At 47.7% G+C, this 17,871-nt stretch carries 9 protein-coding genes and 1 pseudogene; 4 read left to right on the top strand and 6 right to left on the bottom strand.

The window, feature by feature from the left end:
* The first annotated feature begins 181 nt into the window (after positions 1–181).
* The 4 genes from FBF61_RS20405 to FBF61_RS20390 all read left to right on the top strand — a co-directional run bounded on the left by FBF61_RS20405 (position 182) and on the right by FBF61_RS20390 (position 10,907).
* The gene (locus FBF61_RS20405; protein WP_138480779.1) at positions 182–1,306 is read left to right on the top strand and encodes a Gfo/Idh/MocA family protein; all 1,125 of its coding nucleotides are present in this window, start codon (positions 182–184) and stop codon (positions 1,304–1,306) included.
* Positions 1,307–1,746: 440 nt separating this feature from the next.
* On the top strand, positions 1,747–5,490 hold the full coding sequence (locus FBF61_RS20400) for a PVC-type heme-binding CxxCH protein (RefSeq protein WP_138480778.1): 3,744 nt from the start codon (positions 1,747–1,749) through the stop codon (positions 5,488–5,490).
* 408 nt (positions 5,491–5,898) lie between these two features.
* Positions 5,899–9,672, top strand: coding sequence for a hydantoinase B/oxoprolinase family protein (locus tag FBF61_RS20395; RefSeq protein ID WP_229215144.1), 3,774 nt, complete (start codon positions 5,899–5,901; stop codon positions 9,670–9,672).
* 80 nt (positions 9,673–9,752) lie between these two features.
* Positions 9,753–10,907 (top strand): NRAMP family divalent metal transporter, encoded by a 1,155-nt coding sequence (locus tag FBF61_RS20390; RefSeq protein WP_138480776.1) that lies wholly within the window; start codon positions 9,753–9,755, stop codon positions 10,905–10,907.
* A gap of 44 nt (positions 10,908–10,951) precedes the next feature.
* Here the strand turns inward: FBF61_RS20390 and FBF61_RS20385 are convergent, their stop codons facing one another.
* From FBF61_RS20385 to FBF61_RS20360, 6 genes and pseudogenes are all read right to left on the bottom strand, one after another.
* Positions 10,952–12,367 (bottom strand): APC family permease, encoded by a 1,416-nt coding sequence (locus tag FBF61_RS20385; RefSeq protein ID WP_138480774.1) that lies wholly within the window; start codon positions 12,365–12,367, stop codon positions 10,952–10,954.
* A gap of 141 nt (positions 12,368–12,508) precedes the next feature.
* Positions 12,509–12,709 (bottom strand): annotated as a pseudogene (locus FBF61_RS20380) (IS200/IS605 family transposase); the annotation flags it as partial.
* 29 nt (positions 12,710–12,738) lie between these two features.
* Positions 12,739–14,001, bottom strand: coding sequence for an NAD(P)/FAD-dependent oxidoreductase (locus FBF61_RS20375; RefSeq protein ID WP_229215143.1), 1,263 nt, complete (start codon positions 13,999–14,001; stop codon positions 12,739–12,741).
* Positions 14,002–14,104: 103 nt separating this feature from the next.
* The gene (locus tag FBF61_RS20370) at positions 14,105–15,106 is read right to left on the bottom strand and encodes a 4-hydroxyproline epimerase (RefSeq protein WP_138480772.1); all 1,002 of its coding nucleotides are present in this window, start codon (positions 15,104–15,106) and stop codon (positions 14,105–14,107) included.
* A gap of 140 nt (positions 15,107–15,246) precedes the next feature.
* Entirely contained in the window at positions 15,247–16,719 is a 1,473-nt protein-coding gene (locus tag FBF61_RS20365) for an aldehyde dehydrogenase (NADP(+)) (protein WP_166444576.1), read from the bottom strand.
* Between the two features lie 170 nt (positions 16,720–16,889).
* Positions 16,890–17,819, bottom strand: a complete 930-nt coding sequence (locus FBF61_RS20360) for a dihydrodipicolinate synthase family protein (protein ID WP_138481304.1) — start codon at positions 17,817–17,819, stop codon at positions 16,890–16,892.
* Positions 17,820–17,871: the final 52 nt, after the last annotated feature.

Below are 17,871 nucleotides of genomic sequence, written 5' to 3'. Positions count from 1 at the left end.
ATAGCTTTATTTTGCCTGAAAATTTTACATCATTTAAAAAAAGATCAAAATAAAGTCAGTACTAATCAAAAGACGTAAAGTTTTTAGCACTATTTTGTTTTAAAATTGTATTGTCAATAATCTGTCTTTCAGCTAATTCACTCTAGCCCGTTAATCAATCATTATTAATCTTTTATCAGGTATGTCTCAAAAAATCAATGTTGCTATCGTCGGACTGGGCTTCGGAGCCGAATTTATCCCCATTTATCAGCAACATCCCAATGCCAATATGTACGCGATTTGCCAACGTACGGAGTCAAAATTGAACGAAGTGGGCGACCAGTATGGCATTGAAGTCCGCTACTCCAATTACGATGACTTGCTGGCCGATCCCAATGTGGATGCTGTCCATATCAATTCGCCGATCCCAAACCATGCCGAACAGACACTGAAAGCATTGCGCGCAGGCAAGCATGTGGCTTGTACCGTACCGATGGCAACCAGCGTGGAGGATTGTATCGAGATCGTTAAGACTACCAGAGAAACCGGCAAAAAATATATGATGATGGAAACCGTGGTTTACGCCCGTGAATTTCTGTTTGTCAAAGAAATGTATGAAAAAGGAGAGTTGGGCAAAGTTCAGTTTTTGAAAGCGAGCCACCAGCAGGAAATGGAAGGCTGGCCCGATTACTGGCCCGGACTTCCTCCCATGCACTATGCCACACACTGCGTAGGCCCTGTTGCAGGTTTGCTGAAACTGGAAGCTGAGTACGTTTCGTGCTTCGGATCGGGAACTATCGCCGAAGACCTGATCAAAATCCACAATTCTCCTTTTGCGGTTGAGTCGGCACACATCAAGTTCAAAGACAGCGACTTATCCGCATATGTATATCGTTCGCTTTTCGATGTAGCGCGCCAGTACCGCGAAAGTTTTGAAGTTTACGGAAGCAAGAAGTCCTTTGAATGGCCGTTGATCGAAGGCGAGGATCCTGTGATCCATACGGCTAAAAAACCGGAGCACGAAATTCCCGAGAGAGTTAAAACGCCGGATTACGCGCATTTGCTACCAAAAGAAATTCAGCATTTCACAGGTCATGGTGTGTACAACCTGGATGATAACGCACATCTTTCGTTTGTGCAAGGCGGCGGTCATGGAGGTTCACACCCGCATCTGGCCCATGAGTTCATCAGCGCATTGATCGAAGACCGTGATCCTTTCCCGAATGCATGGCAGTCGGCTAACTGGACCAGCGTAGGTATCCTGGCTCACGAAAGCGCCCTGCAAGGCGGCGCATTGATCCAGCTGCCGGATTTCAAAAATGTGTGACCTCCGGGTTGACTATGTTTCGGTGCGCTGCACCTTGTGTTAACACGAACCAGCATTTTTTCTATCCGTATTGTGGTGCCCCGCACCATCGGGGTTGGGTTAAGGTTCTTCATTAAGCTGGGAATTTAAAATAGCCAGTAAAATGCAAGGTGCAGAGCACCGACATATGAATAGACCAGCGGTTTCAATGGCAAAAAGAATAATGGTGCATTTTCTTACAGCAAACCAAACATTGATCCAATAGTAAATTATATAAAGGATCAGGAGATTCATCATCAGACCAAAACGTTCCGAGATGATTACATCAAGATGCTGACTGAGTATAGAATTGATTATAAAGAGAACTATTTATTCGACTTCCAGGAAATTTCCGGCTGGGATAATAGTTAAAGAAGCAATTGACACCGCATTTTCAAGACAACGAAACGTAATATAAAACAATGAAAACCAAAGCGTTATCCTTTTTACTTGGCATTGTCCTGCTGGGCTGTGCCGCACAGCCATCGTCCCAGAACGCTGCGGTCAAAAGTGCGTCTTCCAAAAAAGAATCCGACCGGGCGCGCCGGCTTGAGATACTTTTTCTTGGAGACAATGGTCACCATAAACCCGCCGAACGTGTGCCGCAAATTATGGCAGCGCTGGGACCGAAAGGCTTTAACTTTACCTACACCGACAATCTCGCCGACCTTAATCCCGAAACGCTTAACAAATATGATGCGTTGATGCTTTTTGCAAACTGGGATTCTATACAGCCTCAGCAGGCAAAGGCGTTGCTGGACTTTGTCGCTAGCGGAAAAGGATTTATACCGGTGCACTGCGCTTCCTATTGTTTCAGAAACAATCCGGATGTGGTGAAACTGATCGGCGGCCAATTCTGGCGGCATACCTGGGACACTATTCAGCCAGTTTGGGTTAAACCCGAACATCCCGCTATTGCAGGTGTAAAATCCTTTAAAACGGTTGATGAGACGTATCTGCATACACTTTTACAGCCCGACAACATTGTTTTGACCGAACGGATTGTTCAGAAAGATCAGGAAAAAGACAAACCGGGCCTGGCCAACGAACCCTATACCTGGGTGCGTACGCACGGAAAAGGCAGGGTTTTTTATACTGCATATGGTCACGACGAGCGCACCTGGGGCACCCCGGGATTTCAGGACTTATTAGAAAAAGGGATTCTTTGGGCGGTGAATGATGACGCAAGAAAAGCGCTGGCAGCATTAGCCCCGAAGCCTTTTGAATACCGTGAGGCCAAGCTTCCCAACTATGAGCAGCGTCCTGGCCCGCAATTGCAGCAATTGCCGCTTTCTCCGGAAGAATCTGTCAAACATATCCAGATCCCAGTCGATTTTACGCTGGACGTTTTTGCACACGAGCCTGATGTGATGCACCCTATCGCCATGACCTGGGACGAGCGCGGCAGGCTGTTCGTGTTGATCACTAAAGACTATCCAAATGAAAGGAAAGACACCGGCGGCAGTGATTATATATTGATCTGCGAGGACACCGATAAAGATGGCAAAGCTGATAAATTCACAAAATTCGCCGATGACCTGAGCATCCCGACCGGTCTGGTATTTGCCAATGGCGGGATTATTGTTTCGCAGGCGCCGCACATGCTTTTTTTGCAGGATACCAATGGTGATGACAAAGCCGATGTCAAGAAAATACTCTTTTCGGGCTTTGGAACGGGTGATACCCACGCTGGGCCTTCCAACCTGCACTATGGATTCGATAACTGGATCTACGGATCGGTAGGTTACTCGGGTTTCAAAGGGAAAGTAGGAAAAAGCGATTCACTTAACTTCGGGCAGGCGCTTTTCCGTTTCAAACCGGATGCTACTGATATGGAAATTGTTGCCAAAACCTCCAATAACACCTGGGGACTGGGCTTTAACGAGGCAGGGGACTTGTTTGGCTCTACTGCCAACAATTCACACGGATGGTACAGTGCTATTCCGAACCGGTATTTTGGCGAAAGCAAAGTTGACAATGGCAGCCGCAGCACGGATACGCATAAAGACATGCAGCCCATAACGCCAAAAGTTCGTCAGGTAGATGTTTTCGGCGGTTTCACAGCGGCTGCGGGACATAATTTTTATACGGCAAGAGCATTCCCAAAAAGTTACTGGAACAAGGTTGCCTTCGTTTCCGAACCGACCGGACATATCCTGCACCAGAATATCATGGCTAAAAAAGGAACTGACTTTGAGGACGTACTTGGCTTCAATTTGCTGGCCGGGGCCGACGAATGGGTTTCGCCCGTTTTTGCAGAAGTAGGCCCTGACGGTGCGGTTTGGGTGGCGGACTGGTATAGTTTCATCATCCAGCATAACCCTACTCCGAAAGGATCTGAAAACGGAAAAGGAAATGCTTATGAAACTGATCTCAGAGACTTTACGCACGGGCGTTTGTACCGTATTGCCTGGAAAAATGCGCCAAAATATACACCGGTCAGTTTGAGCAAAGACCGCCCGGATGAATTGGTCGCTACTTTGAAAAACACCAATATGCTATGGCGTCGTCACGCACAAAGATTGCTGGTGGAGAGGGGAAATAAAGATGTCGTAAGTAAGCTCACTGAACTGGTTAAAGACAAAACCGTTGATGAAATCGGGCTGAATACCGCTGCAATCCATGCATTGTGGACTTTGCAAGGTCTTAATGCGATCAGCGATCCTGAGGTTTTGGCCGTTGTGACCGGGGCTTTAAAACATCCTTCCGGGGATGTCCGTAAAACTGCAGTTCAGGTTTTGCCGCGTACTGCGGCGACGGCCCAGTCACTGCTTTCCGTGGATGCTTTGCATGATAAAGACCAGCTGGTGGTGTTGAATACGCTTCTTGCATTTTCCGAAATTGAATTCACGCCGGAGATCGAAAACGCGGTACTTGCCTTGCTCGACTCGTATTCACAGGCGGACGATCGCTGGATGCCCGACGCATTTGCTGCAATATTGAATTCACATAATGGCCAATTGCGTGAAAAATATCTGGCTCAGCGTGTAGCAAAGGCAGGGTCAGCGCCGAAAGCAGAATCGGGACAAGCTGCTTCGGCTGGCACTGGCCACGCCGGAATGAATCATGATAACCACGGTGCAGGAAAAGTAACAGTACAAGGCACTGCCGAGCTCGCGATTACAAATATCAGTATCGAGCCAGCCACACCTTATGTCCGGGAATATGCCAAAGTTGTGGTTGAAATTACAAACCAGGGAAGCGTTGCGGTGCCGAAAGAGCTGGTGCCTGTTGTCAATGTCGGGATCAGAAGCAGGTCATTGAATACCAATTACATCAGCAAGCAGCTTTCAAACGGTATTGCTCCCGGCGAAACGATAAAACTGACCGAGGGAAATAACGGCCCCTGGAAAGCGACCTTTGGTTTTACTTCTGAAGAATCGGGTAAGGTAACGGTTACAGCAACGGTGGACGTAGAGAATGTTGTTCCTGAAAAAGACGAAAACAAGAATAACACATTAAGCAAAACATTCGAAGTACGCCGAATGGAACGTTTATCGGACTTTGCGCTCGAACGTGCTACCCGTGGTTATACTTCCTATGCAAGCGGCGATGAGGTCATCAGTCTTATCCAAACTGCCCAGTCACTTGATCCGCAAGGACGTAATGCAGTGATGAAAGGCATACTAGGCAGCTGGAACCCAAAAAGAAAAGAAACTGCTTCGGATGCAGCCCGTACTTTGCTGGCATCGGTAAAAAGCAGCATATCGGAGGATCTGAGCAGCAAGCTCACACCACTTTTGGAATCTTACGGCATGAAAGAAGATGTAACTTCCGATCCCAATATCCAGGTGGTGCAGATCAAGGCAATTCGTGAAGAAATGAAATTCACCCTGACTGAATTCAAGGCAATAGCAGGTAAAACGATTGAGATTGTATTCGAAAATCCGGATGCGATGCAGCATAATATTGTTGTGGGAAAACCCAAATCCACTGAGGTCATTGGAGCTGCTGCCGATAAAATGATCACTGCGAAGGATGGCGCGGAGAAAAATTACGTACCAAATATCCCTCAGGTAATCGCTGCGACCCCGCTTGTGAACCCCGGCCAGACCTACCGTCTGAGATTTGTGGTGCCTGATCAGCCAGGCGATTACCCGTACGTATGTACTTTCCCAGGCCACTGGCGGTTAATGACCGGTGTGATGAAGGTTGTAAAGGAATAGAGAGCTAATACAATACATTTTTCATCCCGAATGCGGTTTTCGCATTCGGGATTTTTTTTATGAGGGCGTTTTCAGCTCCGTTCCAAGGCGCGGTCGACGAACCCACGCCACGGCCACGGTCCCCAAGCCGCGGTACACGAGCCCTAGCCACGGCCACGGTCGTCAAGCCGCGGTACACGAGCCCTAGCCACGGCCACGGTCCCCGAGCCCCGGCCCCCGGCCCCCGAGCCCCGGTCTCCGAGCCCCCGTCCCCGAGCCCCGGCCCCCGAGCCCCGGACTTAAGTCCGGGGTTGGGGGATCGGGATCGAGGATCGATCCGGAGGACCAGTGGCGACCCGTCAGTAGGTTTTATGTCAAATAGCAGCTATTTTGCTGTTTAAACACATTCCTGGATTACCTTATTCTATTTTGAAAGAAACAATTACTCCCGTCTGGAAAATAAGCATTGATACCGGAGGTACATTTACGGACTGCCTGGCCATTGATCCGGACGGAACAAAAACCCGGATCAAAGTGCTGAGCTCCGGCCGCCTGAGAGGAAGGATCACCGAAAAAATATCGGACCATACATATAGCTACAAAGCTTCCTGGGAATTTGCCAATGAACTGGTGATCGGATATGATTTTCGGACACAGGGCAGCAGTTCCGTCAATAAAATCATTTCACTGGATGGTTTTCAAAAAACGCTGACACTTGAAAACGAACTCTCTCTTTCCCCTGATACCGATTTTGAACTATCAAGCGGCGAAGAGGCTCCGGTACTCGCCGCCCGCCTACTCACAGGCACACCACTAGCCAACACTCTGCCACCCATTGAAATGCGCCTCGGAACTACCCGCGGCACAAATGCACTACTGGAAAGGAAAGGCGCAAAGACACTTTTGGCTGTTACAAAAGGATTTAAAGATCTGCTTTATATCGGCAATCAACAACGCCCCTCCCTCTTTCAGCTGAATATCCCCGAGCCCGAATTGCTTTACTCAGAAGTTGTTGAAATTGACGAACGGCTGGACACAAACGGGAATGTGATAAAAAGCCTGTCGCCCACGGACCTTGGCGAATTAATAAACCCTCAGGACTTTGATTCCGTGGCTGTTTCGCTTCTGCACGCCTACCAGAACAACGATCATGAAGTTGCGGTGGTGACGTTTTTGAGAGAAAACGGCGCCAAATATATTTCTTCATCTTCAGATCTTTTCCCATTTTCACATTACCTGCGAAGGACGCAGACAGCGGTTGTAAATGCATATCTGGACCCAATCCTGGATATTTATTTAAGCAATATCAAAAATGCGCTGGGGCCAGGAAGTCTGAAAATAATGACGAGTACGGGCAGCTTGTCCGAAGTGAGCGGTTTCCGCGCCAAAGACAGTTTGCTCAGCGGCCCGGCAGGTGGCATGGTTGCAGCTGGCAATGTCGCAAAGCGGCTGGGAATTGGTAAAGCAATTACCTTTGACATGGGTGGAACCAGCACCGATACGGCACTGATTGACGGACAGCCCGAGCTGAAATACATTACAGAAATTGACGGAATTGAATTCCATAATCCCACACTTGCGATTGAAACTGTTGCGGCTGGAGGCGGCTCGGTATGCTGGTTTGACGGCTTTTCCCTGCAGGTAGGCCCGGAAAGTGCAGGTGCCTCGCCCGGACCGGCCTGCTACGGTGCGGGTGGTCCGCTGACGATTACGGACGTAAACCTGCTGCTGGGCAAACTGAATGCAGAAAAATTCGGGATACCGGTTCGTCCCGACGCAGCGCTGGCTGCTATTGAAAAGCTGGCGCAGAGCATTGCTGAACAAACCGGAAATTCACTTTCTTACTATGAAATCCTGACCGGTCTGGAGCGTATTGCGAATGAGAAAATGGCAGATGCAATACGTAAAATTTCAGTCGAAAAAGGGATTAGTCCAGCTGACTTCGCACTCATCACATTTGGCGGGGCTGGTGGTCTGCACAGTTGCCAGCTGGCCGGTTTGCTCAATATAAATACCGTTATCATCCCTTTCGACGCCGGGCTTTTCAGTGCGGCGGGCATTGGGGAAGCCTTGATCAGCCGCATTGTTTCCAAACAAATCCTGCTGCCCTGGGACGTAGCTTTGCCGAATATAGAAACCTGGAAAAATGAACTGGCCGAAATGGCCGGGGAAGCAGTTGCCCGGCAAGGTATTGAGCAGTACGAAATTGCGTTTTGTTATGCCTATCTGCGCTTTTCCGGTCAGGAAAATACAACTGAGGTAAGCTTTCAGGGTGAAACGACTTTGGCTGAATTTGAAAAATTATACAAGACCCAATTCGGTTATTTTCCTACCAACCTCAGCGTTGAACTGGAAAGTCTGAAATTGATGATCCGGGAAAAAGCAGATGTAGTTCCCCCGGAATCTATCAGAAACGAGGGAATTGAAATTCAGCCGGAAAGAAGAATTTCAACCTTATTTGAAACTGAACCACAAACAGCCTTTTTACCCGGCTTGTATGAATGGGATCTGCTATCTCCGGGGAATCAAATTTCCGGCCCAGCCATTTTACTGAACAAAACATCTACGTCCTATATTCCACGTGGCTGGAGGCTTGTGATCCAGGATAGCGGCGATGCTGTTGTTTTCAGAACTTTGGTCAACAGTGGTATGGTCGAAGAACATAGCGAAGAGGTGGAATTACAATTGTTTACCAACAGGTTTAAGGCAATTGCCGACGAAATGGGCGTTCAACTCCAAAGGACGGCGTTTTCAGTGAACGTTAAAGAGCGGCTGGACTTTTCCTGCGCCCTTCTGGACGCCGATGGCGAATTGCTTGTCAATGCCCAGCATATCCCGGTGCACCTGGGCAGCATGGGAATTTGCGGTAGACTCGTAAAAGCTGCTATCGATATCGGCCCGGGCGATGTGATCATTACAAATCATCCTAAATATGGGGGGTCACATTTGCCCGATATTACCTTAATGTCGGGGATTTTTACAGAAACCGGCGAATGTGTAGGCTATGCGATCAACCGTGCGCACCATGCTGAAATTGGCGGAAAAACGCCCGGTTCCATGCCTCCCGACGCCACCTGCCTGGCCGAAGAAGGCGTAGCGATCCTGCCTCAGTATCTGGTCAGAAATCATGTATTTCAACGGGAAGCCATTCACAAACTCTTTACCGAAGGGCCTTACCCTACCCGCTCATTTTTATCCAACGAAGCTGATATCGTGGCGGCTTTGTCTGCGTTGCGAAAAGGTACTACCCAATTGTTAAATCTGGTCGAATTGCATGGTTTGGCTAAGGTCAAAAAATACATGACTTTGTTGAAAGAAAGTGCAGTCGTCCAACTGAAACGTGCATTAACCCCTTTTTACGGACAAACTTTTGACGCGACCGAACTTCTTGACGATGGACACCGGATCCAGGTTTCAATAACTGTGTCCGACGAAAAACAGGTCTTTGATTTCACGGGCACATCGAAAGTTCACCCCAATAACCTGAATGCCAATATTTCCATCCTTTACAGTGCCATATTGTATGTACTGCGACTGATCGTCGACAAGGAAATTCCTTTGAATGACGGACTGATGAAAAATGTCGAAATCGTCTTGCCTGACAATAGCTTCCTTCACCCACACTTTTCAGACGATCCTTTGAAATGCCCCGCGGTGGTCGGCGGGAACACGGAAGTGAGCCAGCGGCTGGTGGATACATTGCTGAAAGCATTCGGGCTGGCGGCATGCAGCCAGGGTACGATGAACAATTTTTTGTTCGGGAATTCACAATTCGGATATTACGAAACAATCGGCGGTGGAACGGGGGCAGGACGTGGTTTTGCGGGGCGGTCGGCGGTACACCAGCACATGACCAACACCCGGATCACAGACCCGGAACAGCTGGAACGCAAGTATCCCGTCAGGATGCTGGAATTTGGCATACGTAAAAATTCGGGCGGACTTGGAAAGTCCAAAGGCGGCGATGGCATCAGCAGAAAAGTCGAATTTCTACAGCCTTTGCATGTAACATTACTGGGCCAGCACAGGAAATATGAACCCTACGGACTGGAAGGTGGCAAAAACGGAAAATGCGGTCGGCATACTCTGATTCATTCCGACGGCAGAATTTCTGAACTACCTGGAGTATGCAGCCTGGAAGTGGAAGCTCGCGATATTTTAATTATTGACACGCCGGGAGGTGGGGGATTTGGAGAATTATGATGCCACGGATACACGAATGAACACTAATTGATTTGTGCCTATTTATGCATTTGTGACAAAATCAGCTAAAATCAAACAATATGCCTAAATCCAAAGCATTACTAGGTGCAGCGTTTTTAATGGCGACGTCGGCGGTCGGTCCGGGCTTTCTTACACAAACGACGGTTTTCACACAGCAGCTCACAACCAGTTTCGGGTTTATCATTCTGCTCTCAGTGATCATCGATTTATGCGTTCAGTTTAATATCTGGCAGATCATTACTGTTTCAGGAAAACGGGCCCAAGATCTTGCAAACGAACTTTTTCCCGGGCTGGGGTATTTGCTGGCGTTTTTGATCGTAACCGGCGGCCTGGCTTTTAATATCGGCAATGTTGCCGGCGCAGGTCTTGGCATTGAAGCATTAACGGGCGTTCCCGTTGAAACCGGCGCCATCATCAGCGCAGCGATCGCTATTGGAATATTTTTGTTTAAGGAGGCAGGCAAGGCAATGGATGTTTTCGCAAAAGTGCTGGGCCTGGTCATGATCGGGCTGATTTTGTATGTTGCTTTCACCTCCCATCCACCTCTTGCCGCCGCATTGAACCATACCATTATTCCGGAAAAATTTGACGCTGCTGCAACCCTGACGCTCGTCGGCGGAACGGTCGGAGGGTACATTTCTTTTGCGGGAGCACACCGGTTATTGGACAGCGGTTTCCGCGGAACGGAATCTCTTCCGGAAGTAAACCGAAGCGCTGCTACCGGTATCCTGATCACTTCGCTGATCCGCTACCTCTTGTTTCTGGCAACTTTGGGCGTTGTAATTAATAGCACCAATATCAATCCCGATAACCCTACCGCTTCCGTTTTTGAGCTCGCTTCCGGCCTGATCGGAAAACAGATCTTTGGTCTTGTAATCTGGTGTGCCGCCATTACTTCTGTTGTGGGGGCTGCCTATACTTCCATATCATTTTTGCGATCTTTCCACCCGGCTATCGAAAAACACCATACCTATTTTACCATCGCCTTTATTTTAATCTCAACTTTGGTTTTTCTCATTGTCGGCAAACCGGTGAAGGTGTTGATTTTCGTAGGAATGCTAAACGGATTTGCGCTACCGATTGCTCTCGCTATCCTTCTGGTTGCCAGCAGGAAATCCAGACTGATGGGAAACTATGAACATTCTGTTCTGTTGCAGGCGGCTGGCTGGTTAATGGTTCTGATCATGACAGGCCTGGCTACTCAGATATTTTAACCCCAATGATTTCAGCCGGTCAACCCGACTGCAAATCAAATAAGCTAGGTTGCTATTTCCTTTTTAGCGATCAGATAATAAACCGGTATCCCCAGCAAAACAATGATGAGGCCCGGCCAGGTATACTCAGGTTTATAGATGATCAGCAAAACGCAGAAGGCAACACCCATGATCATGTAGATAATTGGCAAAAACGGGTACCCAAATGCCTTATACGGCCGCTCAGCATCCGGCCGTTTTTTTCTCAGGATAAAAATCCCGACAATCGTCAGCATATAAAACACGACGACCACAAAAGAGATCATATCCAGCAAATTACCATACTTTCCGCTCAGTGCCCATAAGGAAGCAATGATACATTGTATCCATAAACCAAATTCAGGAACCGCATTTTTGTTCAGCTGACCCACTTTTTTAAAAAACAGACCATCTTTCGCCATCGAATAATATACCCGGGCGCCGGACATGATCAGCCCGTTATTACATCCGAATGTCGACACCATGATCATGACAGCGATGATAATGGTACCGGCGCTACCAAAAATCGCATTGGAGGCCGTAACAGCTACTCTGTCCTTGTCCGAAGATGCTATTTCAAGAAGCGACAAAACTCCGGTGTACATGATGTTCGTCAGCAGATAAATAATGGTAACGATGATCGTTCCAAGCGCCAGGCTCAGGCCAATATTCCGTTGCGGATTTTTGATCTCTCCCGCTATAAAAGTTACATTGTTCCAGGAATCACTGCTGAAGATAGAGCCTACCATGGACGCTGCAATTGCTCCGAAAGCTGCGATAGTCGTATAGGATTCTATGCTCCCGTCTATGTTCAATTTATGCAGATCCCACATGGCTTCAGAACTCCAGTTGGCGTTCCATATATCAGATTTCATAAACAGCAGTCCAAAAACAATTAATCCCAGAAGGCTCAGCAGCTTGGTCAGGGTAAAGGTTGTCTGGATTATTTTTCCACTGTTTATTCCACGCGTATTAATAAACGTAAGCAGCACAATGACGACAATCGACAGTAGCTGCGCCGGTGATATTTTGAGAAAACCCAGATCGAGAGCAACAATATCTTCACTGAACTGAGGCAGCAGATAAGCGGTAAATTTGGCGAATGCCACTGCTACCGCGGCTATAGTGGCGGTTTGTATCACTGTGAAAAAACTCCACCCGTAGAGAAAGCTGATCAATGGATTATAGGCCTCTTTCAGATAGATATACTGCCCCCCCGCCTTCGGGAACATGGCACTCAGCTCACCATAACTGATCGCCGCTGTGAGCGTCATAAAACCTGTAATCAGCCAGACGAACATCAGCCAGCCAACGCTCCCGGTATTCCTGGTAATATCCGCGCTGACAATAAAAATGCCCGATCCGATCATACTACCGGCGACGAGCATGGTTGCATCTACAAGACCTAATGAAGGTTTAAAAGAGGTATTTTCCTGAGGCATATAGGGTTTGATTTTTATCAAAAGGCGTTTTATCCCGTAAGCTACAAATTTTAACAATATTTTACCGATATATTGTCCCGGCCGGACAGGCATATGAGCGGCTACGCCAATATCCCGTCAGGGATAACATATTGGAGGAAACGATTGTGTGGGCCGCATTCCAATCAAAATATGGACATGGTCTGGCATGCCATTGATCTGAAGAAGCTTGTGATCATAGCTCCGGATAATACCCGCCATGTATTTGTACAGCTCGTCTTTCCACGACGGATGGATAAGCGACCTGCGGTTCTTAACCGCAAAAACCAATTGTAAATGAACTTGTGTGTAAGTGTTTGACATAATGTATGTGTACAGTAAATTATTGATTTTCAAGAATATCGGTCGGGTATATATTGACTAACATCCGTGGATAACGGTTCCCCATTGGCCAGCTCGGCGACAATTTTACCGGTCGCGGGACCTAAACTGATACCCATCATGCCGTGCCCTCCGGCAACTATCAGGTTCTTCAATTTTTTGCTATAACCCAGATACGGCAGCCCATCGGGGGAACATGGCCTGAAACCATACCAGACCCTCTCTTTTTCAGGTAGTTTTATGTCAAGTCCGGGATAATACCGGGGGATGGAATTGACGATCCCTTCTACCCGTTTCATATTGACCGTATTATTAATTGCCGCCAGTTCCATAGTCCCGCCGAAACGCACTTCTCGGTTCATAGGTGTAACCGCCACCCGCGCTTCTATGAGCAACGCTGGATGACTAATGGTATGCACATCGTTCGGCTCCATAAAAGAATACCCTTTCCCGGGCATTACCGGTATGGATAGTCCCGCCAGCTTTGCCAGACTGGGAAGCCACGAACCGCCTGTCATCACAAAAAGATCTCCTGAAACCTGCTTTTCGCCAGCCTGAACTGACTGTATCTCCCCATTTTTTATATCAAAACCAATTACCTCAGCATTCAGGATAATTTTCGCGCCGTTCGATTCAAGATATTTTACCAATTGAGAAAACAGTGCATAAGGATACAAATGTGCGTCGCAGTGATAATGTATTGCCCCCAGCACATCCAGTTGCACACCGGGCTCGATAGCCTGGACCTGCTCTTTACTCAGCATTTCAATGTAGAGCCCGAGTTTTTTCCCTTCTTCCGCAACCTGGATTTCTTCTTCACCGGCTTTTTCGGTTTTGTAAAGCATCAGTATCCCTTTCTTTTCCAGGCCAAAATCAAAATCCTTTTCACTGGAAAGGTCCTCATACAGCTGTTTACTGAGCAGGTGATAATCCCTCAAAAATGGGGCGGTTCGCTCAACATGGGCTGCGTTGGCACTTTTCATAAATTTTAATCCCCAGGATATCAGAGAAAAATCGAGAGAAGGCTTGACGTAAAACGGACTCCTGCTGTCGAACATCCATTTGATCCCCTTCGAAATCATCCCGGGAGAGGCAAGGGGAATAAAATGACTGGGCACAATCATTCCGGCATTTCCCTGAGAACAATTATCCATCAGGTTACCTTTATCGAACAAAGTAACTTTCCACCCGCTTTTCAATAAATAATAGGCGGAAGCCAATCCGATAATCCCGCCGCCTATCACGACAGCCTCTCCTTTTTTCGTAGTCATCATATTTTTGGCTGCCGGCCATCGGCTTTCAGCTACCGGCTTTTTTGAAAAATATTTTTTAACACCTCAACCCAGGCAGTTGCTCACAAACAAAAAGCCGAAAGTCCTATATCACCTGAAACCCAAATGCATAAGGATCTTCCTCGTCATCGATGAAAATTGTATTATAACCCGTTACCACAGCCCAACCTTCTATACCCGGGACAATGGCAGGTTTATCTCCTATCGACACCTCTTCCTCCACAGTTCCTGTGAACTTGGATCCGATGATGCTTTCATGAATAAACTTATCACCCTTTTTAAGCTTTCCTTTTGCATGCCATTGTGCCATCCTTGCTGATGTTCCCGTTCCGCAAGGGGATCTGTCAATGGCTTTGTCTCCATAAAAAACCGCGTTTCGGGCCGTCGACGTCGTGTCGAGAACCGCGCCTGTCCAAAGGAAATGGCTGAGCCCCCTGATATGCTCGTTTTCAGGGTGTATAAATTGATATTGTTCATTCATACGTTGCCGGCAGGCACGGCTCCAGCTGATCAGCTGGTCGGCAGTATAGTTTTCGATCCCTTTGAAATTCTCCTGAGGGTCTACAATTGCATAAAAATTGCCTCCATAGGACACATCTACCGTTAAAATTCCAAGATCCGGGCATTCGACTGTCAGGTTTTCCGCTGCCAGAAATGATTTGATATTGATCAGCTTTACCGATTTCACCTTCTTACCTTCCTGCACATATTCAACCAGGACAAGCCCGGCTGGCGTCTCGAGCCTTAGTTTACCCGGAACTTTTGGCGTTACCAATCCTTCTTCTATGGCAATCGTGACAGTCCCTATTGTACCATGACCGCACATAGGCAGACAGCCACTGGTCTCAATATAAAGTACTCCGATATCGTTGGCGGGATCAATGGGGGGATACAGTATGCTCCCGCTCATCATATCATGTCCGCGCGGCTCAAACATCAGGCCTTTCCGGATCCAGTCAAATTCTTTCAGGAAGTGGAGGCGGCGTTCCATCATGCTGTTACCATGAAGCAGCGGTCCGCCTCCGGCCACTACGCGTACAGGATTTCCACAGGTATGGGCATCGATGCAAAAAAAAGTCTTACGCATGTTGGGGGCTGTCGGCTTTCGGCCTTTTAAGCCGGTTAATGAAATTGATTCTGTTTAAATAGTCATGAGATGTCTAGGTTGCGGCGCAAGGGCCTTCGTTAATTGCAGACGGCCGAAAGCTGATAACCGCCGGCCCGCAGTTAAACCGCTTCTTTCGTCAACACATTATCCACCGTCCGGCAGATATTCAGCGGGTTGGCATTTTTCAGTTCTTCGGGCAGGAATTCATCGGGCCAGTTCTGAAAGCTCAATGGTCTTACAAAACGTTTGATCGCATCGGACCCAACGGACGTGAACTGGCTATTGCTGGACGACGGAAATGGCCCGCCGTGGTGCATCGATTTGCAAACCTCTACGCCGGTAGGGAAATTATTGAAAATAATCCTGCCGCATTTACTTTGAATTACCTCAATCAGATCTTGATTCCCGGCAACATCATCGACCGTCGCTAGAAGCGTGGCTGTAAGCTGTCCGTGCAACTTTGACGTAACAGCAAATATTTCATCTTCATTTTTGCATTTTACGATCAACGCAAACGGCCCGAAAACTTCTTCCTGCAAAGCATCATTTGTCAGGAATTCGGAGCCTGAAACAATAGCAACCGTAGCTCCTCCCTGCCCTTCTTCCACTTCCTCTACTGCCGCAAGAACTGCAACTCCTGATTGGGAAACCAGTTTTTCACGGTTGCCGGAATAAGCTTTTGCAATGCCCGGATTCAGCATCGATGCTGGTACCACTTTCGCGATTTCGTCCTCCAAAGTTTGAGTAAAAATACTCAGGGCAGGACTGTCCCTTGCAATGATGAGTCCCGGATTGGTGCAAAACTGGCCTACACCCAGCGTGAGCGAACCTACATATTGAGCGGCTACTTCAGAAGCCGATGCATTCAGTTTACCCGAAAATAGAAAAACAGGATTGATACTACCCATTTCCGCAAAAACCGGTATCGGTTCTTTTCGTTTTGCAGCGACCTCTACCAAAGCGATCCCCGCGCGGTTTGAGCCGGTAAAACCGACTGCTTTGATAACCGGGTGACTTACCAGGTACTGGGCATCTTCAATGGACCCAAGTTCAACATGAGAGAACGTACCTTCGGGAAACCCACTTTTTGCTACCGCGGTCATGATCGCGCCGGCCATGATCAGCGAAGTTTCCGGATGCCCGGGGTGGGCTTTCAGTACTACCGGACAGCCTGCGGCAATTGCACTGGCTGTATCCCCTCCCGCCGTTGAAAACGCAAAAGGGAAATTACTCGCACCAAAAACCGCTACCGGCCCCAAAGCGACGTGCGTCTTTCTGATATCAGGTTTCGGAGGCGTGCGTTCTGAATTGGCGGTATCGATACTCGCATCCAGCGGAGAACCATTTTCCAATGCGTCTGCATAGCTTCTCCACTGGAATACAGTCCTTGCTTTTTCTCCCGTCAACCGTCCTTCCGGTAAATTAGATTCCCTTTTTGCAGCCTGTATCAGCTCGGGGCCGAGGGCTTCAATTTCTTCGGCTACCGTTCTCATCAGTGACACTCTTTTCTGAATACTGAACTTGCCAATCGTTAAAAAAGCGTTTTCAGCCTTTTCCAATATGTTATTCAACTCTTCTATCGAAATACTCATGTTTAATTTTTTTTGCTTTTACGCTTAGCTTCTTCATTTTAACAGCATCGGATTCTATTTAATTCTGGTGATGCAGCGATAATAAATGTTTTCTCTTCGCCAGTACCTTGCAAAAAAGGCCCCGTGGGAGCCTTTTTGAAAAGAATATAGCAAAACATAATTTCTCCGGATTATGCCAAAGATGTCAGATTGAGATAATCCGGCAGGGCAGGCTGTGTTTCAATTGCCTGATCGATGATCGTCAGTACCTTTTCCCTTTCCGCACCTTCCAACAATAGTCTGGGTGCACGCACATATTCGGAGCCAATACCTGTTTTTGCCGCAGCCAGTTTGATGTTCTGGACCAATTTGGGGTGAATGTCCAGTTCCAGGAGAGGTAAGTACCAGCGGTAAATACGCAGAGCCTCTTTATAAAATCCTGCTTTTACCAGATTAAAAATGGCCACGGTTTCTTTTGGAAATGCATCAACCAGGCCACCCACGACGCCATCGGCACCCAGCATTACTTCTTCCATGATCAGTGTATCCACGCCACAAAATACCTTGAACCGGTCGCCAAAGCGGTTGAATATGCGGGTAACATTGCTGACGTCGCGGGTGGATTCCTTGATCGCGTGAATGTTTGGAACAGCAGCCAGTTCTTCAAACATATCCAGGGTGACTTCAATTTTATAGTCGACCGGATTGTTATAGATCATCAATGGTAAAGCCGTGTTCTCCGCAATGGTTTTAAAATACATTACAGTTTCGCGGTCATCGGCCTTGTAACGCATCGGCGGCAAAACCATCAATCCGTCGGCTCCGATAGATTCAGCTTCCCGGGCTATACTAACTGCCTCATTGGTAGACTGTTCTGCAATACACAAAACCACAGGGAAATTTTCTGGAACAAAACCTTTTGTGAATTTCACCAGCTCCACTTTCTCGGATCTGGTCAGTGTACTAGCCTCGCCCAATGAACCCGCCACTATGGCACCAGTTACTCCTGCTTCGATCTGAGCTTCCAGGTTGTTACGAAAAAGCTCAAAATCAATGGTGTCATCCGATTTGAAAGGCGTAACCAATGCAGGGAAAATACCCTGCCAAGATTCCTTGTTCATCATGCCGATTATATTTTAGTAAGTGATATCTGATTTTGGTCAAAGATAAATA

Source organism: Dyadobacter bucti (genome assembly GCF_005869225.1).
GTDB classification, from domain to species: Bacteria; Bacteroidota; Bacteroidia; order Cytophagales; family Spirosomataceae; genus Dyadobacter; species Dyadobacter bucti.
Note: the sequence above shows the minus strand (reverse complement) of the source record. Positions and strands in the feature narration are given on the sequence as shown.